Here is a 21,095-nt window from a genome sequence, read left to right on the forward strand (position 1 = left end):
GGAACGGGGCCTCGGCGCAGGGCAAGACACCCGTGCGCTGGGTCACTGTCGCATCGCGCTCAGCGAACGGAGGCCGAGTCTGCGGCAGCCATCCATGGCCGGAAACATACGGTTTCCGGTTGTCCACAGCCCCCGCCCGCACCGTCCGGCGGCCGTGCGAGACTTTGCTTCGTGAGTGCCAACGCCAGCCCCTCGGGCAACCAGCCGACCGCCACGCGCGACGCGGTCAAGAACTCAGCCTTCCTGAAGGCGTGCCGGCGGGAGCCCGTGCCGCACACCCCGGTGTGGTTCATGCGGCAGGCCGGGCGGTCGCTGCCGGAGTACCTCAAGGTGCGCGAGGGCATCCCGATGCTGGAGTCGTGCATGCGGCCCGAGCTGGTCACGGAGATCACCCTCCAGCCGATCCGCCGGCACAACGTGGACGCGGCGATCTACTTCAGCGACATCGTCGTCCCGCTCAAGGCCATCGGCATCGACCTCGACATCAAGCCCGGCGTCGGCCCGGTCGTCGAGCACCCGATCCGCACCCGCGCCGACCTCGCCCAGCTGCGCGACCTGACCCCCGAGGACGTCTCCTACGTCACCGAGGCGATCAAGCTGCTCACCGCCGAGCTGGGCCGGACCCCGCTCATCGGCTTCGCCGGGGCGCCCTTCACCCTCGCCAGCTATCTCGTCGAGGGCGGCCCGTCCCGCACGTACGAGAACGCCAAGGCGATGATGTACGGCGACCCCGAGCTCTGGGCCGATCTGCTCGACCGGCTCGCGGAGATCACGGCCGCCTTCCTGAAGGTGCAGATCGAGGCGGGCGCCAGCGCCGTCCAGCTGTTCGACTCCTGGGCCGGTGCCCTCTCCCCGACCGACTACCGCCGCTCGGTGCTGCCCGCCTCCACCAAGGTCTTCGACGCCGTCGCCGGGTACGGCGTCCCGCGCATCCACTTCGGCGTCGGCACCGGTGAACTGCTGGGCCTGATGGGCGAGGCCGGGGCGGACGTCGTCGGCGTCGACTGGCGTGTTCCGCTCGACGAGGCCGCCCGCCGCGTCGGCCCCGGCAAGGCGCTCCAGGGCAACCTCGACCCGACCGTCCTGTTCGCCGGCCCTGAGGCCGTCGAGGCCAAGACGCGTGAGGTGCTGGACACGGCCGCCGGTCTGGAGGGCCATGTCTTCAACCTGGGCCACGGCGTCCTGCCCAGCACCGACCCGGACGCGCTGACCCGCCTCGTGGAGTACGTCCACGCCCAGACCGCCCGCTAGGACCTGTCGAGGTTCACCAGCCTGGTCGCGCCCGTCTGCCCCACAGCAGGCCGCGCGGTTCCGGCGGTGGTGGTGTGCCGGGCTTCAGCGGCCAGGCGAGCAGTATGCGGCCAGGAAGCCGACGATGTGAGCCGCGTACGCCACCGTCCCGGCGTCGGAGACGCCCTCGCCTGACGAGTCTGACGAGTACACGGCCTGGAGCACGAACCAGGAGCCCAGCACCAGTCACGCGGGCAGCCGCAGCGGCAGGAATGGGGAGAGCTGGTGTCACATGGCAGGGCCGAGTTGAATCCGGCGCTGCTCAACGGACTTGTTTTCGGTGACGCATCACGTGGAGTGCGTGGCGATCCTCGAACCGGTGGCGAAGGGCTCCTGACCTGCGGTTTCGCGCGTGCGCATTATGTGCGGTGTGGGCGTTACGGGCGAAATCTTGACGCTGAAATGACGCTCGTGACGCTCATTTGACGCTCGTTCTGATGGGGTGTCAGGCGTGTTGCTGGGCTGGTCAAGCCGCGTGAATCGGCGTGGTCGCAGAGGCCCAGCCGGGCAAAAAGTTCCGTTGGACGGTCGGGAGATGGCCGCGGCGGCATCATGGCGGGGTGGATTACAACCTCAGCGGGCTGAGCACCCGGGAGTTCGAGCACGTGTCGCAGGCCCTGGCCCAGGAGATCCTCGGGCCGGGCGTCTCCGCCTTCGGGGACGGCAAGGACGGCGGGCGTGAGGCAACGTTCGAGGGGCGGGTGCCCTATCCGAGCGAGCTTGAGGCGTGGGACGGCTACGGGGTCGTGCAGGCCAAGTTCCGGCAGCGCACGGATCAACAGCCCCAGGATGCGGTCTCGTGGCTGAAGGGGCAGGTCAAGGAGGAATTCGAAGCGTGGCTGAGCCCGACCTCGAAGCGGGAGCGGCTGCCCGAGTACCTGATCTTCACCACCAATGTGATCCTGACTCCCGTCCCGGGCGGCGGAGGCATTGCCCAGATTGAGCAATTCGTGTCCACGTATGCGGCACGCCTTGGGCTCAAGGGCTGGGCGGTGTGGCACCACGACCAGCTGTGCCGCTACCTGGATCGGTACGACTCCATCCGCCGTACCTACGCCGGTGCCATCACCTCCGGTGACGTCCTCGCACATCTGCTCGACGCCGTGTCCGCCGGACACAAGCCCAGGTCAGATGCCCTCACTGACGCAGCGCGTGCCTCGCAGCACCGCCGTGAGGCACGACTGAGTCTTGTGCCCGAGGAGCGTGCCGATGCCGTTCTGGACTGGGCTGACAAGTCCTCACTGCCGGTGGTGACTGTCCCCGTCGGCACTCTGGCGGTTCTGGTCGCGCCCATGGGAGCCGGCAAGAGTGAGGAAGCCGAGAGTTGGTTGCGGGAAGGGCTCCGCGAGGCGGCGGGTGACCCTGATGTCGTGATCCCTGTATGGGTGGATGCGGGCAAGGTCGTACCAGATCTGCTGGATGCCATCACGCGTGCGGGCGGCGAACCGGCGAGTGGACTCGGACGTATCGTGATCGACGATCTCGATCGGATCTCACCCGAGCAGGTTGCACACCTCCTGTACGAGGCCAGGCTCCTGCTGGCGGCCCACCCGACCGCCCGGATTCTCGCTACGTGCAGACCTGGAATCGAGCTGGGCAGGGCTGTGGTGCACGAGGTTGCCCCGTGGTCAGTGCGGAGAGGCGCGGAACTTCTGGACCTTGTGATCGGCGACGACGCGCGCATGCTTTTCGAAGAGCGAGAAGTGCAGGATTTGCTGACCAGCCCCCTTCAAGCCCTGTCCGTCGCCTCCCGCCTCCTGGCCGGTGAAGACGCACGGGTGTCCAGCCTGGAGCTGCTGGCCGGTCTGGCCGCGTCCGTCATCAAGGGACGACGTAAGGGCTCCCCAACCTCACAGACCTGGGACCGCCTTGCCCGTCTCGCCGTACACATCCTGAATGCCGGAGGTCCAGTCCCCGCTCAGCACTTCGGGCATGAAGCCGAGGTCTGGGAGCTGACTGACACCGGTCTGGTCGTCCAGGAAGCTGCGGGCCTCCGCTTCGCCCTGCCTGTCTTCGAGCAGCACTTCGGCGCCCAGGCCCTGCGCAAGGGCTCTGTACTGCTGGAGGAGATCGTCACTGCCGACGCTTTCCCCCGGTGGCGCTACGCGATCGCATTCGCCGTGAGCGCGAGTGCCCCGGACGAAGCGGAGAATCTCATGCTCCGCCTTGCTCGGGCCAACCCAGCGGCCGCTTCCTGGACGTTCGACGAGATCGCCCGGGGCAAAGAGCAACACCACGGCATGCGCGAGGCTGAAGACAGGGCCAGGATCACTATCGCCCGAATGGTCCGGGGAGACCACGACGAACTCCGAACCGCTGAAACCGCAGGCACTTGGCTGCGGGAGGCGCTCGAAGCTCTTGTCGAGGGATTCGGTCCGCTGAGCGGCTCGCTTGTTGAAATGCGGGATGGACGGCTGCCTCGGTGGGGAGTGTGGGCGAAGGAGGGCTGGGTGGCCATCTCTCCGTCGAGATACTCTTCTGAGCCGCCCGCAGTGACTCCACTGGCCTCGCACCCGTCGAACCGTGAAGACCCCGAATGGCGATGGTGGAGTCAGCACCTCTTTCCCGGCGATCCGCTGGGCAGGTGGGGTTGGGCCCGCGGACGGATCCGCGAGCCCCTTGAGCGTGTAGTCCGACGTGGTGCTCTTCTGGTACCGCCGGATTCTCCGTTGGCCCATGAGCGGCTGTGGCACCTCGCGCAGCGACTCCGCCAGGGAAACGTGCCCCGCGATGGCGTCTCCGTGCCCGAAGTGCGCCGGCGAGTTGAGGCGATGATGGAGCGTGTGCGGATATCCGCGCGGTACACCCATCAAGTTGCGGGCTACACCTACGACTCGGCGGACATCCGGTGGTTGCACTCCCAGTTGGCCGGTGTTACCGACGAGGTGCTGCGCAGACCGTACGGCGAGCCGGATCAGGAAATCCCGCGGCGTGGACGGATGTGGCAGGGGTACTCCCCGTTGCTGACGCTGAGGATCACCAGACAGATTCTGCGAGACGCCCTCATCGGCTACCGACAGCTGGTCGAACTGAACTTCCCGTCCCTCGCCTCTGCGCTGGGCCTGTACAGCGCCCTGCCCGTGAGCGCCGAAGGCATGGTGGTCATGCCGGAGGACGACACGGACGGGTCGCACAGCGGCTTGATCCATACCCTCCGTCCCAAGGCCGCAGGGCGCCGCAATGACCCACCTGAGGTGGACCTGGACCTGTGGACCGAGCCGGGGTGCGGCCCTACCTCGCCGTTCCCCGGTGGGCCGGTCGGTTCCAAGACGAACTTCCATCGGCCCTACTACGTAGATCGCGAACCGTCCACTGGCTCATCCCGCCCGGCGACTGAGCTTGCCTATGAGTGGCTCGTCCGTGACTTGAAGGCGGTTGGCTGGCTGGGTGTGCACGTCCAGCTCTCTTTATGAAGGCGTCGTCAAGGTGTCAGGGAGGGCGAACGGCCAGGCACGCCGTCCAGCTTCCGTAGTGGGTGATTTCTGAGCCGGATGCCGTCGTTGCGGAGTGAGTGGGCACTGGCAATGCACCAGATCGCGAAGCAACTACAGTGTTGGCTCCGCTCCGGTGAGTTGAGACCCCACCGTCCACATGTAGTCGCGGCTGTGTGTGAGGATCGGCCGTTGTCGCAGTTTCGAACGCTCTGGGGGCGTACGGAAGTGCCACGGACGCAGAGCGACGGCTTCCTCTTGCATCGGGAGCGGTCGATAGGCGGCCTTTTCCGTTGTATTTCGGCCAAGTTGAGGAGAGCGTCTGCGGACGTTGCCGGACGTCCACGGACTGGCGCGAACACAGTGAGAACTACTGAGACAGAGTGGGACTGGCCTGGTTTGATCTACGGAGAGTTACCTACTTCGCTCGGCGGGTCACACTGCATTCATGGAGAGCTTCCAGCAGCGGAAAGCGATAGGCGATGCGCACGAGCGGCACGTCGCCGAGCAACTCATCGGGCGAGGATGGGAAGTGGATTTCTGGGGGCAGGGTCTACTGAGCCGGGCGCTCCAATGCGCGCTCCGGAGAACGGACAGCTCCATTCGCTGGTTTCCGGATCTCATTGCGGCGAAGGCACGGGACCTGGTGCTGATCGACTGTAAGGGTGGGATGACCAGCCAGCGAACAGGGCGTCATGCCGTTGAACGCTCAGCAGTTCTGGCGCACTTGCAGCTCATTGCCTGGACCAGTCTCCCGGTCTACTACGTGTTCGATGGGCTCGATGTGTGGGCGCCACATGATGTCCTCATCGCGGGGCAGCAAGGGCCGCACAGCGTTGTCGGCTCCGGGGCCCCGTACTTTCTGATTTCTACGCAAGGAGCCCGCCGCTTCGACGACCTGTTCGGCGGACGGGATCTTCCAGAGTTGGGCATTGCCTCGTAGGGGTCCTCCCGCGTCTACGAGGCTGCTGGACGGCTCTCTTGCACGAAACTTCGAGTCCCTGTCGGCGTCGGCTGAGCGTTCGGCCGTCGTCGAGACCAGTGATTGCTGGCTGCCACCGCTGACAACAGGGCAGGCGCTTAGAAGGTGCCTGCTCTGTTCCCTGGCTATCGGCAGCCAGGCGAGTGCGCTGGTAGCGGTGCTCTTTCGTGGCGCTGGGGTGCTGATTCGCCGACGGCAGACACATTGAGGGCGCAACGGACTGGAATGACGCGGCGAAGCAAGCAAACCTAGAGCAGTCCGGAGAAGCGCGGCCACGCCCCCTGCTGTTCCTGCATACGCCTGCATGCCGTGAGCACCGTGTCGGGCGAAACATAGCCGACGATCGCCGGTTAGCCAAACCGGCGATTCCGCAGACCATTGAAACCTGTCGCGCTGATCCCCGCGTGACGCATTCAGTGATTTCCCCTGAGGAGTTCAGAGCTGTGTCTGTCGAGGTCATGGACGAAGAATGGTTGTACTCCGAGGAGCAGGTTCGATCGCTGCTCGAGTGGATGCGTGGGCACGCGGGTGCCGATCGCTCGGTGCACCCTTTCATGCTCATAGTGTCCGAGCAGGCTCTGCGACCGGGAGAGGCGCGCGCCCTGCGAGTGAGCGACGTAGTGCTCCCGGAGGGCAACCTGGGTAAGTTGACGGTCCGCCACAAAGGCGTGGCGAGGGAGATTCCTCTCCAGCCGCAGGTCGTGGAGTTCCTGCGTGGGTGGATCAGCGAGGCTGGTCTGCATGACGACGACCTGTTGCTTCCCGGTATGCGAGGCCGGCCGCTCTCGGCTGCCGTATACAAGCGGATCTGGGAGCAGGCCCAACAGGCCGTCCTGCCGCGGGACGAGCGGTACTGGTGGCGTCTGGGGGAGCCGATCTCGATTCTCCGTGAGTCCTGCCTGGTGAAGTGGCTGGGGATGGGCATCTCGCCCGTCACGGTTGCCGAGTGGGCCGGCGTGACCCGGAGTTGGCTGGCGCTGCGTTATCCGCACTGCTTCCGCACGGAGAAGGTCAAAATCGACTGGGACCATCTGGCCGAGGCCATGGCCCTTCCGGACTCGCCCAGGCCGTGATTTTCGCCCCGCGCTCTGGCTGACACCCAGAGCGCGGGCACCCGCTCATCCCCATCTGCACCGTTGGTCCTCACCCAACGAAGTCATGGATCAGCCTCCTTTCGGTCGAAGGCTCTCCGTGAAGCCGTCCCACTGCCCCGACAGGGCTGTGAACGAACATGCACCGGCCGACGCTCCGGCTGCCCGACTCGCCGGGTGCTCGGCCCACCCCACCCCAAGGTCCCCTTCATGCCTGCACGCCTGCTGTCCATTCCTGCCGTCGCCGCCGCCCTGGATGTCGACCGCCGCACCGTCTACCGCTTCATCGCTGCCGGCGACCTGCCTGTCGTCGACCTCCGTACTGGCCCAGGCCGGTCCCGCGTCCGGGTTCCTGCGGCCGGCCTCGACGAGTTCATCAGCCGCCGCGCCGTCGTACCGCCGACAGTCCGCCGCTGACCCTGGCCCATCCCAGGCCCGTCACCTCGAACAAGGAGTAGTGCCTCGTACCTCCGCAAGTTGAAGTCCGGCAAGTGGCAGGCGACCGTACGCAACCGGACAGGAGACCGGTTCAGCGAGTCGTTCCCCCTCAAGGCGCAGGCGCGCGCCTGGGGCATCGAGATGGAGACCCAGTTTGCCCGCGGAGGCATGCGCGACCCGCGGGCCGGTGAAATGTCGTTCCGCGAGTGGCACGACCGGTGGTGGAACGCCCGCGTCGTTGAGCCCCACACGCTTCGCGGTGACGCATCCAACATCAAGAACCACGTCATTCCCTACTGGGCGGACTGGGAGATGCGGGCCATCACCCGCATGGACGTCCAGAGCTGGATCCGGACCCTGGTCGAGAAGGGGGCGGGGGCTGCTGCGATCAAGCGGGCCTACAACCTGACCTCCTCCATGATGCGCGCGGCCGTCGACGATGATGTCCTGGCGGTGACCCCGTGCCGCAGCATCGACTTGCCCCAGATCGCGGTCAAGCCGCCGCAGTGGTTCACGCTGGACCAAGCGCAGAGCATCCTCGACGAACTCCCCGCCCCCTGGCGGACGATGTGCCTGCTCGGCTTCTACACCGGGCTGCGCTGGGGCGAACTCTCTGGTCTTCACCGCCACCGCATCGACCAACGCCGCTCGCGACTGTTCGTGGTGGAGGTCAACACCAAGAGCGGCATCAAGGAGTATCCCAAGAGCTCCAAGAGCCGTAGAGAGGTCCCGCTCCCGCCCCACGTCCTGGAGGCCCTCGAACGCCACATCCACCGGCTCGACCGGGATGCCGTGGTGTTCACCACCATCACCAAGGGCCGTGCTGGACGGCTCCTTGCCGACAGCAACTGGCGTCGGCAGACCTGGTGGCCCGCTGTCGAGGCCGCCTACTACTTCGACACCGACGGCGAGCAGCAACTCGTCCCGCACTACCCGCCGCACTCCATGCGCCACACCTGCGCCTCGTGGCTGGTCCAGAAGGGAGTCTCGCTCTACGAGGTCCAGCACCTCCTTGGGCACGAGAGCTTTCAGACCACCCAGCGCTACGCTCACCTTCAACCGGACGCGCACAAGGCCGTTCTTGGTGCCTGGGAGCGCCTGGACGTTCCGCTCACCATCGCCGCATGAATGATCCTCCGCCCTGTCCCCTCATGGACGGGGCGGAGGCGCTTGCCTGATCAGGGGCGCTGTGCGACCTCCTCTTGGGGCAGCGTCCAGCGCCCCTGGCTGTCGAACGGCCAGGGGTGGGTGTAGAGATCGCCCTGAAGGAGTTCACGCAGAGCCTCACGGCTGGCTGGAGGATCCGGCGGAGTGGCCAGCGGCGCGGACAGTGGATCAATCCGGTCTGCGTATGCCTCGGCCCATTGCAACCACTCCAGTTCCTCCGCCGCAGCGGACGCGTCGTCGTCTCTCGCACGGGCTGCGCGGCAGAAGGCGCGGATCTCGTTGGCCTGATGCAGTGCCTTCACCTGCTCGACCAGGATGTTCGCTCGATGTCGATCGACTTGCCGCTCCCGTGCCTGTGCAACTGTCGCGTACCAGCGGCGTCGCTGCTCGGCCTTGCGGAGTTCCTCTTCCCGCTGCTGACGTTCGGCCGCCGCGGCGCGCTGTTCGAGATCGTGCAGAAGGCGCCCCAGGCGGGACTCCAGTGTCCACCGTGCGCTGTCCCTGTAGGTGTACGAATGCTGGTACCAGCTTCTGGCGGGCGCACCGAGTTCAAGGCGTCCGTTGAACTCGTGATCGTATTTGGGGATACGAGTCCAGGGATTGCGTTGCTGTTGACGGATCTCTTGAGCGGTCGGCTCGTGTGGCACCTTGGTCGTCTGCTCTGTGATCGCGAGCGGGAGCGCGTGTCCGCGGATGACGATGACCATCTGGTGCACGGCCTGGCCCCGATCGAGATCGGTGCGGGTCTCCACCTGGTAGCCGCGGCTTTCCGCCTCGGTCAGGAGCGCGTGCATGATCCGCAGGGCACGGTCCAGCTGCTCCCGTGACACATGCAGAGAGATGACCTCGGGCGTCTCGCGGGTGTCCACTACAGTCTTGGACCTGCCGAGGGCCTTGCGCGTCGCCCGGACAAGCTGATGAGGACGGTTCAGAACGTCGGGGACGTCGATGGTCGGCACCGGCGGCGGTTGCGCAGCCTTCTCGGCTTCCTCGTCGACCAACGTGAAGACGCAGTCACCGCGCTGCCGTCCGGTCCAGCGCAGCTTGAGCTCTCCCGGTACGTGACCGTGATGGAGCGCGTCGTAGTAGGCCGCCCGCCACCGCCCCCGGGTCCGCGGGCCCGGATCAGGGACGGTGAGCTTGCCAGCAGTGGCGGACTGGAGTCGCGCGACCAGCTCGGCTCCGTCGGCAGGACCGCGCTCGGCCTGTTCGGCATCACCGGCCAAGCGCTCCTGCTCGGCTTGGACCTCCTTGGGATGCTTGCCGTGCTTGATGAAGTAGCGACCGTCCGAAGTCACCACTGCGACGTGCCCGCTACCACGCCAGCTCCGCTTGATCAGCCCACGCTGCTCAAGGGCCCAAGCCGTGTTCGAACTCTTGGGAGCGATGGGCACGGCACTCGACGCTGCAGCGATCTGGCGGAGCATGTCAGCCTGCTGTTCGGTCAGCGTGTACTTCACGAGCTTCGGCTCCACCTCGACGAGCTGCGGGCAGACCACCAAGGTAGGGCCGATGAGCAGCCTCAGAGCGCTTCCCGTCACACGTTCGGGTTCCACCACCCCAACCTGGTCGTGTTGAGGTCAGTCAATGGTGTATGTGGCCCGGGCCGAACCCGTCGAGCAGCTTGTCGGCGCTGCTCTTTGGGCTCGGATCCCACCACGGTAGGTACTTGGGTTGACGTGCGCAGATTGCGTCGGGCTCATTACCCTGTGTCGCGGGCAGTGCCGAGGTGGGCGGGGGTAGGGATGAGCACGGGGAATGCGGTATGTCGAACGGCCGCGGTGGACGGGGCGATTGCGTCCGCCGATGCGCTCTTCTCTCTGGAGGGCATCCCAGAAGGAGCCGTCGTACCGGAGCCGGAGGGTGAGGCGGCGACTGAGGCGGCGGTCGGGCGACTCGGTAGCCGGTTTGCCCAACTGGACGGTCAAGTACGGCACGCGCTGAGACGTACCCGAGATCACGCAGGCAATCTGTCGAGCGACCGTCTCCAGGGACTTTCGGAGATCGTGCAGAACGCTGAGGACCTTGGCGCCACGGACGTACGCATTTTGACAAGGGAACGGGAACTTCTCGTCGCCCACAACGGCAGTCCCGTACGGCTGCCGGACGTTCTGGCCATGGCGATGCCCTGGCTGACAAGTAAGGCGGAGCAGGCCGAGTCCACCGGCAGGTTCGGGATCGGCCTGATGACGCTCCAGTCCCTCTCCCCGTATCTGGAGGTTCATTGCGGGCACTACCGGTTCCGTGTCGGGGATCCGGACATCTCCGTGGCCGAGGCGTTCACGGCGCCCGACTGGTTCGCGGGCGACACCTGGACGGTTCTACGGGTTCCACTGGAGCTGGGTGTGCTCGGTGCGGACGAGGTGGACGAGTGGCTTGCCGAGTGGGGGGACAGCGCGCTGCTCTTCCTTGGCCGTGTCCGCAGTGTCACGCACCTGGACGAGCAAGGTGGTGTCCGGCACCGGCTGGCGCTCAACCGAGAGGTGGGCGAGCCGTTCGAGGCCGTGGTGGGCGGGCAGAGCGTCGACGTGGAGACCGGCGAGGCGTGCGCCGGCGACGGGTCGCGGTGGCTGGTGTGCCGTACGACAGTTCCCAGCCCCTCCGGAATCACCCGGTCTCACAAGGCGGTGGAGCCCACTACCGCAATCGCTGTGGCTCTTCCTCTCGGACCCGATGACGCCGGGCGGATCTACGCCGGTCTTCCGGTCGCGGACACCACTCTGGCCCTCTGTGTCAGCGCCCAGTTCGACCCGATCGCCAGCCGTCAGGCGCTCGACAATACCCCGTGGAACCGCGCACTGAATGAACTGGTGGGCGACCTGTGGACGGCCGCCGTCCTGTGGCAATTCCGGCGGGATCCGGCACGGGCCTGGCGCGCCGTGCCGCTCCCCGACGACATGCGCGATGCCCGTGACCCGGTCGCCGCGCTGGAGCGGCTGCTCCTTGATCGTGCCAGGGCGGGTGTGTCCCACGGTCTCGTCCTGGACGTCTCGGGGCAGGGGCCGCTCGGCCTGGGCGACCTCGCGGTGGAGGACGAGACGCTGGTTGGTGTGGTTACCGAAGGGGAAGTCTCCCGCGTCGCAGAGCGGACCGCCGTACTGCCCGGAGCGGCGCGGGACGAGGACGGCCGATGGCGTGAGGTGCTGGCGGACTGGGAGGACCACGACGGTGCGGTTCCCGTGATGGTGGACCCCTACGACGCGCTGCGCCTCCTCGACGATGAAACCCGGTCACCACAGGCGAACATCCGCCTCGCCGCGGCGGGACTTGCCGCAGACATCTGCTCCTCCTTGCTGTCGAGCCGCTGGCTCGTGGACAGCTCAGAGGGCCATCACAGTGTGCCCCGACCCGCGGAACCTGCGGTGTTCACCGACGTCCCGCGGGGCCTCGGTGCCAGTCTCGGGTTCTCCCGGGAGATCCATCCGGCATTTCTCGCCGACACCGACGAGGCAAGGTCGGTGAGGGCGTGGCTCCGTAAGCGGGGAGCGCTGCTGACCGACGCGGACGCGGTGGCCGTGATCCGCCGCCTCGCGGCCATCGGTGCGGCGGGGAGTGGCAGCCCGAATGTACTGCGGCTGACGGATGACCAGCTCATCGAACTGCGCGACGGGTTTGCACGCGTGCCGGACCCCGAACGTGAGACCTTGGGGCGCGATGTGGGCCACGCAATCCGATTGCAGGGGCATCGCTACGACCGAGCCGGAAAACGCGAGGACATCGACGTTGCGCCCGCCAGGGCGTACCTGCCCGCCAGACTGGACAGTTCGGAACGCGAGGAGAGCTTTGCCTTCGCTGCCGGTCGCACGGACGGGCTGGTGTGGCTGCGGCCCCGGTACGCCGAGGTCCTGCAGCGCGGCGGCGCCGGGATGGGCGCCCGTAAGTTCTTCAGGCTCTTGGGCGCGGAGACCGCGCCCCGGTTGCGCCGGCACCCGCGGGCGCGGGAACGCTTCACGCAGAGCCCGAAGGGGCTGCCGGCGGACGTTATTTCAGGACCTCGGGCACGCACAGATGCCCTGCGAGCTCTGGAAGCGACCTTCACGCTCGACGACTACGAAAGCCCCGACCTACGTGCCGTCGCCTCTGGCATAGCGGCGGAAGAGAACCCGCAGCTCCGAAGGCGCAGGGCGGCAGCGCTGTTTCATGTCCTCGGGCGGGCATGGAGCCGCTTTTCCGACCACGACGAGGTGGATGCCGTCTACGACTACTACGCATGGCAGAACCGGGGCAGGACTGCGGCCTTCTGGCTCTGGCAGTTGCGCGACACACCGTGGCTGGACGACGGTAACGGCGCACCGTCTGCCCCGACCCGACTCCGCATGCGGACCACCGGCACGGTCGCGGTGTACGGGGCAGACGACGAGCGATTCCTCCATCCCGATATCCAGCAACTGGTCGGCAGACGCAGTGATGTGCTGCGAGCCCTGGGCATCTCTTCGGAGGCCCGCACCGAGGACCTCGTGGAATGTCTGCAGCGCCTGCGTCGACGGGAGGAAGAGGGTGGCGACAGGGATGTGCCCGCGGCGCTGATCCTCTATCAAGCCCTTGCCGAGCGCTCCTTCGGACGTGGCGCGGGCGCCTCGGAGGAGATGTCTTTGGGCTCGGTCGTCCGGGCGTTCGGTGAGGGAAGCGGCCTTGTCCTCACGGACTCCGGCTGGCGTCGGCCGAGCCAGTGCCTGCGCGGGGCGCCGCTCTTCGGTCCGCTACGTGTGTTCGCTCCCACGTTTCCAGGCAGCGAGGAGTTCTGGCAGCGGCTCGCAGTGCGCCTGCCGACTGTCGACGACGCCACGGCCGTGATCAAGGAGCTGGCACAGCGGGACCGGAAGCAGGGTCGGGACGAGCCGGATGGGACGACCCAGTCCATCGTCCTGGAGACCCTGAAGATGCTCGCCGCTCTGGGCCGTACCCATCCCGGCGCGTTGACGGCCAAGCGCCTGGGACGCCTCCCTCTTTGGACGACCCAGGGCTGGCGAAGCAAGCGGCCCGTGTACGCCGTCGAAGACCCGGTGGTGGCCGAGGCGCTGGGCCGGGAACGTGCGGTGTGGTGCCCGGGAGCCGAATTGGAGCAGTTCCGGCCGTTGATCGGAGCCCTGCGCGTGAGCGAACTCGCCGCAGGGCATGTCACCGTGTACAGCCCTGGCTCGGCCCCGGCGGACCCGGACGCCACAGCGCTGGTCCGGTCAGCCGTCACTCACCTCCGTGAGGACCTGCAGCGCAACGCCGCGAGCGTTGCCCAGTCCCTGGACTGCTCGTGGGACCAGCTGGCTGACCTGACTGTATGCATCGCCCCTCACCTGGCCTGCTGCCTCGATCTTCCGGACACGGGCGAGACGGTGCACGTGCCCGTGGACGCCGGGATCGACTGGTCCTCGGGCACGTTGTACGTCCGTGACACTGCCGCTCTGACACGCACATCCGGGGTGGGCCGGTCGATCGCCGCCCGGTTTCCGGGCAGCCGCCGCGAGGTGGCCCTCGCCTGGGGAGCAGCGTGTGACCAGGCTGAGAAGGGCCGTACGGCCGTACAACTGAGCCTTGCCGACGACCAGGTGCGGCGCGACCAGGAAGCGGCGGAGGCCGAACGTGAACGACGGCTCAGGGAACTCGGAAACGAGGTGGACCAACGCCGCACCGCGACCAAGGCGCAGGCCAGCACAGCGGCCGGTACCTCGCAGACGGCGGTGATCCTCCCGCCTGTCCCCAGCGCACCGCCGCCCGCGACGGGACCGTCAGTCCCGCCTGCGCCCCCCGCCGCTCCACCGCGCAGGCTCGTCGACCCCGGCAGACTCCGGCTCGTCGACCCGAGCGGCATGATCACGCCGCCGAAGTCCTCGGCCGCGGGCGCGCCCACCGTACGGCCTAGCGGGTACACCTCGGGAACGTCCGGCCTGCCGCAGCCCCGCGCCGGATCGGCAATCCCCCAACAGCACACGCCACCGCGCCCCTACACGGGCACGGAGCAGGAAAAGGTGGCGCTGGACGTCGTGCGCAAGGCACTCGCCACCGACGACGACTGGCTGCGCGACCTACGGGCCCAGCGCGGCCTCGGCGCCGACGCGGTGGACGCACTGTCGCGGTTCTACGAACTCAAGGCATATAAGGACGCCGAGCCGGACACGGTGCTGCTGACGCCCGCAGAGTTCCAGCGAGCAGTGGAGAGTGACGACTTCTTTCTCGTCATCGTCTCAGGGCTGGAGGCGGGAACCGCCCCCGTCTCCGTACGCATCATCCCGCAGCCGCTCCAGCAGCTGACCTGCCGTCCGAGCAGCAGCGTGACGGTTACGGGAATCAGGGGCGCGCACAGCCGGGTGTACCAACTCGAGGAGGAGAGATAGGCCAGCTGGCCGTGACGTCCTGGGAACCGAGGGACCACGGGGCGGGCAGGGGCGCAGCGCCTGCAGCATGGCGCGCACGGCACGCTGACCTGTTCGCGCCGATTTCCAGGCCGAGACCATGGAGGCCGAGCGCGTGGGGACGCACGAGGGTCGGCTCCAGTTGATCAGCCACGCCAATGGGGGCAGCCTGACCTCCGACTGATCTTCCCAGGGTCTGCCCGGCATGCTTGGCGTGGGACAAGCCCGTAACCTACTGCTGTTCCACCTACTCGCTTCTCGGCTCTTGCTCTGATCGCTTGCAGATGCGATCTCATCCCGAAGTGATCAGTCGATGTCCGGATCGTCGGCCTCTTCGAGGAGACGGGTCGCGAGGTCGTCGGCCCACTCCACGGCCCAGGAGCGGAGAGCGGTGATGGTGGCGTCATCAAGCCCATAGGCGGCGAAGGCTTCGTCGTCGGTCCACTCGGCGCCCGTGAGGTTCGACTGCAGATCCTCGCGCTCGAAGCGGCCTCGGGCATGGCGGCGGCCGAACTCCTCAAGCTCGGCATTGCTCCAGCGGCGGGAGGCCGCGAATACGTCGATCAGGTCGCGGGGCGCTCCACGGTCGGCGAGGGCGCGGACCTTGGTCCCGATCACGTCCTCCTCCGCGAGGACGGGCCCGTACGGGCTCTGGGCGACCGGCCGCCAAAAGATCTCCTTGAGGATGTCGACTTCGCATTCCTGCCCGGTGGCCGGGTCAGACACGGTGAAGCGAGCGGACAGCGGGGCGGTCTCCAGCGCGTGCACCTTCCAGCCGCGGGCTTCCAGGCCGGCACGGAGCGTGGCGGCGATGTCGGCCATGGGCGCCGGGTTCTCGGTGGCGACGTCGAGGTCCTGGCTGGGGCGGTTCACGAGGCGGTGTGCCCGCACGGCGTATCCACCGGTGAGAACAAGTGGATACGGGGAACCGAGCGCGATCACGTCCGCCAGGAGCCGTGTGTGCAGCTCCGGCATGTCCGTCACGCGGCTGCCCGGGTGCGGGAGGCGAGCTGGGGGAAGGCGTCTTCCCATACGGTGCGCACGGTGCGGCCGACGAGGGTGCGCAGCACGGGCCACAGCTGGAGGAGCAGGTCCTGGTTGAGGTAGCGGGGCAGGTCGTCGTGGAGGCCCTCGTGCAGGACGGTGCGGTACAGGCCCATACGCTGGCGCGGCTTGCTCAGGTCATATGAGGTCATTCCGGACCAGGCCATGTGCAGCGGCAGCTCCACGACACCGTGGGTCGGCCCGTGCAGCTCGTCCAGCGACTCCGGCAGACGGCGGCGGAACTTCTCCCGGTACAGCGCGAGGTCCTCGGCGTCCGCGCCCGAGACGTCCTTCGGGGTGGGTGCGGGGTGCTGTGAGCTGGAGGGCATGACTCCATTATGGCGGCCGGAGACGTTGCGAGGGTCATGATGTGCGAGCTGGCGTCCGGAGCGAGCGGGGGCGGATCTCCGGGTGAGCTGGTTGCCGCAGTCTGCTCAGCTCTGAGCAGCACGGACTCTCGGGCTTGACGCTCGTTTGACGCTCTGGGCGTCTGTACGAAGGACGATGAGCCGAGAAACCGGCTCTGACCAGGGGTTTTCTTGGATCCCTTCAGGCCGACATCTTTCCGGTGACGCATCATGTGGAGTGCGTGGCCATCCTTGAACCGGTGGTCAAGAGCTCCTGACCTGCGGTTTTGCGCGTGCGCATGATGTGTGGTGCAGGCGTTACGGGCGATATCCTGAAGCTGAAATGGCGCTCGTTCTGATGGGGTGCCGGGCACCCTGTCGGGCAGGTCTAATCCTGTCCAGGTCTAATCCTGTCAAGGTGGCGAGCGTCGATGTGCCGAGGGCAGGCTGCGCTGAGCGCAGACCTACTGGTGCCCGAGGTGAACAACAGGACCAGCGGAACGTCCGGGCTCGTCACGACCGGGCGGCCCTGTGGCTCGTCGCCGGAGTACCGGGCGAGCAGTTCACCGAAGGACAGTTCCGCGCCCTCGGGGGCACCCCCCGGCGACCACGGTCAGCCAGGACCGGTCGGCGGGCATGTCCTCCCCAGGTGCGACAGGTGGAGAACGCCCTGCTGAGCCTGTCGCAGTTCATCGGTGTGCGGACGGCGGGCCTGCGCGGCCTCAGGGTGCGCGCCGAGACCGGGCTCGGCGGCCGGGTCCTCACCACCGGGCGGCAGGCCAAGGTGACCGACTACAGGTCGGCTCGCTCGATCACCCACGACTTCGACCGTCCCGTGCTGACGGAGGGGATCCGCTCCGTCGTGGCCGCGCCCGTCGTGGTGTCCGGTACGGTGCGCGCGGTGCTCTACGGGGCCTGCCGCAGCCCGGCCCCGCTCGGGGACCGGGCGGCCGAAGCGGTCGCCGACGCCTCCCGGCGACTGGCCGCCGAGCTGGTCATCCGTGACGAGGTCGACCACCGGCTGCGCCTGCTGGAGGCTGCACAGGGCCCTGCCGACGGTGAGCAACGGGGCGTGCCGGTGGAGGAACTTCGCCAGGTGCACGCCGAGTTGCGGCGCATCGCGCAGCAGGTGCCCGATGGTGACCTGCGCGGTCGGCTGCTCGACGTGGCCGGGCGGCTGGCCCCGCAGTCCGCCGCTCAGTCGGTGCCGGGCCCGACCCTGTCGCCCCGGGAACTCGACGTCCTGGCGCAGGTGGCGCTGGGCTGCGGCAACGCCAAGGCCGGTCGCAGGCTGTCGCTGCTGCCCGAAACGGTCAAGTCGTATCTGCGCAGCGCGATGCGCAAGCTGGAAGTGAGCACCCGCTTCGAGGCGGTGGTCGCCGCACGTCGACAGGGGTTGCTTCCCTGGGTTTCGTCCGGGTCGGGGTCTCGCGGGTCAGAAGGTTCCGTGTGGTCGGGACGACCCCTGCGCGCTCGCCCTGAGGAAACCGATCGGTGTACCGTGTTGGAAACCGATCGGTTTCCGACTTGGAGTCAAAGCCATGACTGCGTACGCCACCTCCTCTATCTTCGTCATCGGCGGCACAGGAGCCCAGGGGATGCCCATTGTCCGCGCCCTTGTCGCCGACAAGAAGTACTCCGTCAAGGTCCTCACCCGGGACGCGAGCTCTCCCCGGGCTCAGGAGCTTGTCGCGCTCGGCAACGTCACCATTCTCGAAGGGTCATTCGCCGACGAGGACGTACTGCGCGAAGGATTTCGCGGCTGCGACGGGGCGTTCATCAACATTGACGGGTTCAACACCGGCGAGAAGACGGAGACCTACTGGGCCATCCGCACTTATGAGATCGCGATCGAGGAAGGTATCAAGTTCTTCGTCTATGGAAACCTTGACTACGCCCTCAAGAAGTCGGGCTACGACTCCAGGTTCCGTACCGGCCACTATGACGGCAAGGGCCGCATGGCCGAATGGGTGCTGTTCCAGAACGAAAAGAAAAGGGACCGGATGGGAGCGGCGGTCTTCACGTCGGGTCCCTATATCGAGATGGTGATCTCACCGCTCACGCCCATGACGCCCACCGTCGAGGACGGTGTCGTCACGTGGCGAGTCCCGCTCGGAGAGGGTGCCGTCCCGCACGTCGCTCTGGAAGACTGCGGCTTCTATGTCCGCTGGCTCTTCGACCACCCGGAACGGGCCAACGGCATGGACCTCGAAGTCGCCATCGAGCACATGACCTACGCCGACATGGCCGCGGCGTTCGAAAAGGTCACCGGGCACCCGGCGCGGTACATCGACACCGATCTGGACACGTACTGGAACAGTCCGGACCTGACAGGAATCGCCGACCACCCGGCCGGATACAACGCCGACCCCGACGACAAGAGCACCATGAGCTTCCGTGACAACTTCACCGGCTTCTGGAATGTGTGGAAGCACGGGATCATCACCAGGGACTACGCCCTGCTCGACGAAATCCACCCCAACAGGATCAGGACCGCTGAGGAGTGGTTCCGTCGGGAGGACCAGTTGGGCAGGGAATCCGGCAAGGGAAGCCTCTGGGAAAGGGTCCAGCCGGAGAACTGGACCGTGGACTCCGCGGTCCTCAAGAGCAGCGCGGACTTCAGGACGGGCAAGTTGTAGACGAACCCGTCCCGCGGTGTGCTCGGAATTACTCACGGTTCCCCCATCAGCGCATTTGAAGGAACTGGTTCCGTTCGGAAACCGCAGTCGTCGCCGGCCCGCAACCCCACACTACGGAGGACCCCATGACCGCGATCACCACGGCCAACACGGCGAGCGAAATGGTGCGCTCGGCCACGAGCACCGCGCTGCGGGTCGCCGCGCGTGAGCTGGAGCTCTACGACACCGGGGACGTCGCCGGGGCGGACGAAGTGTTTGCCGGCTCTTCGCAGTTGAGGGTGTAGCGCCGAGAACATGGAGCTGTTGGACGGTTGGATGTGAGTCGTCAGGAGGTGCCAGCGTCGTAGTTCTCGCGGTTTGCGAGGACTTCGGCCATGTGTGTCTGCGCCCAGTTTCTGAGCCCGCGCGTCATGTGGTGGAGCGAGAGGCCGAGGTCGGTCAGCTCGTAGGAGACGGTGACAGGGACGGTTGGCGTCACGGTACGGGTGAGCAGACCATCGTGCTCCAGCGACCGCAGCGTCTGGGTCAGCATCTTCTGGCTGACTCCGGCCAGAAGGCGAGAGATCTCGGAGTAACGCATCGCCTTCGGAGCGTCCGCGTGTGCCGCACCGGGCTGGCCAGGGCTGGTGTCGCCGCCCAGCGCACACAGGATCAGGACGACCCACTTGTCCGAGATTCGGTCGAGCAGCTGCCGGCTGGGGCACCCTGCCAGGAACGCGTTGTACAGGAAGTTTCTCTCCAATGCTGAGGTCGAGTCTTCGTCATGCGCTGACCCGGCTCGCTCCCCTCGTGCTTGCTGGGGCGTTCTGATCACTCGGCGGGTGTGACCAGGTCGGCCCTGCCGGTCTCACCAACCTGGCCGTGCGCGCCTTCCGAACAGCATGCCGCGTGGTTCCGGCGGTGGCGGAGTGCCGGGGCGCAACGGCCAGGCGATCAACATCCCTGCGAGGAAGCCCACGACGTGGGCCATGTATGCCACCGTGCCGGCGTCAGAGACGCCCTCGCCGGACGAGTACACCGCCTGGAGACCGAACCAGAAACCCAGCACGATCCAGGCCGGCAGCCGTAGGGGCAGGAAAATGAGGAAGGGGACGAGGACCCATACGCGGGCCCTCGGGTACAGCACCAGGTAGGCGCCGAGCACCCCGGCGATCGCCCCAGAGGCGCCGATCAGGGGGGTATTCGAATCGGAGTTCGCAAGGGCGAAACCATACGCAGCTGCGTATCCGCAGGCGACGTAGAAGATTGCGAAGCGGATGTGCCCCAGTCGATCCTCGATGTTGTTGCCGAAGATCAGCAGGAAGAGCATGTTGCCCAGCAGATGCAGCCAGCCGCCGTGCAGGAACATCGCGGTCAGGACGGACAGCGAGGGCGACTTGTCGTAGCCCGGCGGGCCCAGCGCGCAGGCGCCCGTCCCGGGGTCGACCTCGCCCGTCGGCACCAGACGGGGCAGCTGGTGGTGGATCAACTCCTGCGGCACCGCCGCGTACTGCTCCACGAACGCCCGCAGATGACACAGCTGGGCCAGGTCGCTGTCACCGGCCACCGAACCGGCGAGGCCCGGCATGAAGACGAACACGAAGACGTTCGCCCCGATCAGGGTGTACGTCACCCAGGGCGTGCGGCGTACCGGGTTCACGTCATGGACGGGTATGACCACAAGGGACTCCTGCCCGGGATACGGGAGCGGAATCACGGTGTCCGACACCGGCGGGCGCGGGCGGACGCCGACGCCGGAAGCCGTGAACGCTCGCGCGCGGTGATGCGTATGACTCCTCAACCGCGGATCTACGTGAGGAACAGGCGATGAACGACCGAGTTACTCCTCCGATGCACGCCACACCCGACGGTGAGGCGGAGATCTCCCTGGTGGTGCGGCTGCCCTGGGAAGACGTAGCCGCGCTCGGCCAGGAGGCCGGGCGGCTGGCCGCGCGGATGCAGCGACCGGTGACCCTGGACGAGGCCGTCAGCCATCGATTGCGTTCCGTACGGGCTGCCGCGGCGCATGCGAAGCCGACACAGGCAGGGAGTGCCCCCGCGGTCACCTCGTCCGCCTCGGTGTCGTCGTTGCCGCCGAGGCCTCCGGCGGATCAGGCGATGCAGGTGATTGATCGGCTCAATGGGACCTCAACGGGGTAGCTCCGCTGGTGGGGCGGGGGCGCCGTAGGGGTTCTGTGATTGGCCGGCCGCGGGTCGTTCGTGGGTGGTCGCTCCCCCACTCTCGGCTTCGCTCGAGCGGGAGGGACCCCCATCGCGGCGGAGCCGCAACCGACACAGCCCCGCGCCCCTTTGGGGGCACGGTCCCGCACCGGGGTTTCT

Annotated in this window: 15 protein-coding genes and 2 pseudogenes; 11 read left to right on the forward strand and 6 right to left on the reverse strand. The window is 67.2% G+C overall.

The features are described 5' to 3' along the window. Positions 1 to 171 precede the first annotated feature (171 nt). On the forward strand, positions 172 to 1,251 hold the full coding sequence (hemE, locus tag STRIP9103_RS27395) for a uroporphyrinogen decarboxylase (protein ID WP_009324677.1): 1,080 nt from the start codon (positions 172 to 174) through the stop codon (positions 1,249 to 1,251). A gap of 13 nt (positions 1,252 to 1,264) precedes the next feature. Here the strand turns inward: hemE and STRIP9103_RS51910 are convergent. Beyond that, a pseudogene (locus STRIP9103_RS51910) lies at positions 1,265 to 1,503 on the reverse strand (rhomboid family intramembrane serine protease); the annotation flags it as partial. Positions 1,504 to 1,850: 347 nt separating this feature from the next. Between STRIP9103_RS51910 and STRIP9103_RS27400 the strand changes: the two are divergent. The 5 genes from STRIP9103_RS27400 (at position 1,851) to STRIP9103_RS27420 (ending at position 8,360) form a co-directional block, all read left to right on the forward strand. Then, on the forward strand, positions 1,851 to 4,703 hold the full coding sequence (locus STRIP9103_RS27400) for an NACHT domain-containing protein (RefSeq protein ID WP_009324703.1): 2,853 nt from the start codon (positions 1,851 to 1,853) through the stop codon (positions 4,701 to 4,703). A 466-nt stretch (positions 4,704 to 5,169) separates the two neighbouring features. After that, positions 5,170 to 5,664, forward strand: a complete 495-nt coding sequence (locus STRIP9103_RS27405; RefSeq protein ID WP_048821080.1) for a hypothetical protein — start codon at positions 5,170 to 5,172, stop codon at positions 5,662 to 5,664. 497 nt (positions 5,665 to 6,161) lie between these two features. Next, positions 6,162 to 6,776 (forward strand): tyrosine-type recombinase/integrase, encoded by a 615-nt coding sequence (locus STRIP9103_RS27410; protein WP_267950635.1) that lies wholly within the window; start codon positions 6,162 to 6,164, stop codon positions 6,774 to 6,776. Between the two features lie 228 nt (positions 6,777 to 7,004). Then, on the forward strand, positions 7,005 to 7,211 hold the full coding sequence (locus STRIP9103_RS27415; protein ID WP_009324638.1) for a helix-turn-helix domain-containing protein: 207 nt from the start codon (positions 7,005 to 7,007) through the stop codon (positions 7,209 to 7,211). A 60-nt stretch (positions 7,212 to 7,271) separates the two neighbouring features. After that, the gene (locus tag STRIP9103_RS27420) at positions 7,272 to 8,360 is read left to right on the forward strand and encodes a tyrosine-type recombinase/integrase (protein ID WP_009324664.1); all 1,089 of its coding nucleotides are present in this window, start codon (positions 7,272 to 7,274) and stop codon (positions 8,358 to 8,360) included. Between the two features lie 50 nt (positions 8,361 to 8,410). Here STRIP9103_RS27420 and STRIP9103_RS27425 read toward each other — a convergent pair whose 3' ends face one another. Beyond that, the gene (locus tag STRIP9103_RS27425; RefSeq protein WP_234022308.1) at positions 8,411 to 9,955 is read right to left on the reverse strand and encodes a hypothetical protein; all 1,545 of its coding nucleotides are present in this window, start codon (positions 9,953 to 9,955) and stop codon (positions 8,411 to 8,413) included. 450 nt (positions 9,956 to 10,405) lie between these two features. Between STRIP9103_RS27425 and STRIP9103_RS27430 the strand changes: the two genes are divergently transcribed. After that, positions 10,406 to 14,728: a sacsin N-terminal ATP-binding-like domain-containing protein gene (locus tag STRIP9103_RS27430; RefSeq protein ID WP_234022309.1), complete on the forward strand. Its 4,323-nt coding sequence runs from the start codon at positions 10,406 to 10,408 to the stop codon at positions 14,726 to 14,728. Positions 14,729 to 15,052: 324 nt separating this feature from the next. On the opposite strand, the gene STRIP9103_RS27435 is transcribed toward STRIP9103_RS27430, so the two are convergent. After that, complete coding sequence (locus STRIP9103_RS27435) at positions 15,053 to 15,721, reverse strand: nucleotidyl transferase AbiEii/AbiGii toxin family protein (protein ID WP_199790581.1); 669 nt, start codon at positions 15,719 to 15,721, stop codon at positions 15,053 to 15,055. A gap of 5 nt (positions 15,722 to 15,726) precedes the next feature. Then, complete coding sequence (locus STRIP9103_RS27440; protein WP_009324630.1) at positions 15,727 to 16,119, reverse strand: hypothetical protein; 393 nt, start codon at positions 16,117 to 16,119, stop codon at positions 15,727 to 15,729. Positions 16,120 to 16,495: 376 nt separating this feature from the next. On the opposite strand from STRIP9103_RS27440, the pseudogene STRIP9103_RS53190 reads away from it, so the two are divergent. The 3 genes and pseudogenes from STRIP9103_RS53190 to STRIP9103_RS50130 all read left to right on the forward strand — a co-directional run. Then, positions 16,496 to 17,509: pseudogene (locus STRIP9103_RS53190) on the forward strand (helix-turn-helix transcriptional regulator); the annotation flags it as partial. Between the two features lie 169 nt (positions 17,510 to 17,678). After that, positions 17,679 to 18,776 (forward strand): NmrA family NAD(P)-binding protein, encoded by a 1,098-nt coding sequence (locus STRIP9103_RS51925; protein WP_048821084.1) that lies wholly within the window; start codon positions 17,679 to 17,681, stop codon positions 18,774 to 18,776. 125 nt (positions 18,777 to 18,901) lie between these two features. Then, positions 18,902 to 19,060, forward strand: coding sequence for a hypothetical protein (locus STRIP9103_RS50130; RefSeq protein WP_009324672.1), 159 nt, complete (start codon positions 18,902 to 18,904; stop codon positions 19,058 to 19,060). Positions 19,061 to 19,101: 41 nt separating this feature from the next. Here STRIP9103_RS50130 and STRIP9103_RS27455 read toward each other — a convergent pair whose 3' ends face one another. Both STRIP9103_RS27455 and STRIP9103_RS27460 read right to left on the reverse strand, forming a co-directional pair. Continuing rightward, a complete protein-coding gene (locus STRIP9103_RS27455) occupies positions 19,102 to 19,518 on the reverse strand; it encodes a winged helix-turn-helix transcriptional regulator (protein ID WP_009324651.1) in 417 nt (138 codons plus the stop codon). A gap of 105 nt (positions 19,519 to 19,623) precedes the next feature. Continuing rightward, positions 19,624 to 20,436, reverse strand: a complete 813-nt coding sequence (locus tag STRIP9103_RS27460; protein ID WP_009324653.1) for a rhomboid family intramembrane serine protease — start codon at positions 20,434 to 20,436, stop codon at positions 19,624 to 19,626. Between the two features lie 146 nt (positions 20,437 to 20,582). Between STRIP9103_RS27460 and STRIP9103_RS27465 the strand changes: the two genes are divergently transcribed. Further along, entirely contained in the window at positions 20,583 to 20,915 is a 333-nt protein-coding gene (locus tag STRIP9103_RS27465; protein WP_009324679.1) for a hypothetical protein, read from the forward strand. Positions 20,916 to 21,095: the final 180 nt, after the last annotated feature.

Source organism: Streptomyces ipomoeae 91-03 (assembly GCF_000317595.1).
Lineage (GTDB): Bacteria > Actinomycetota > Actinomycetes > Streptomycetales > Streptomycetaceae > Streptomyces > Streptomyces ipomoeae.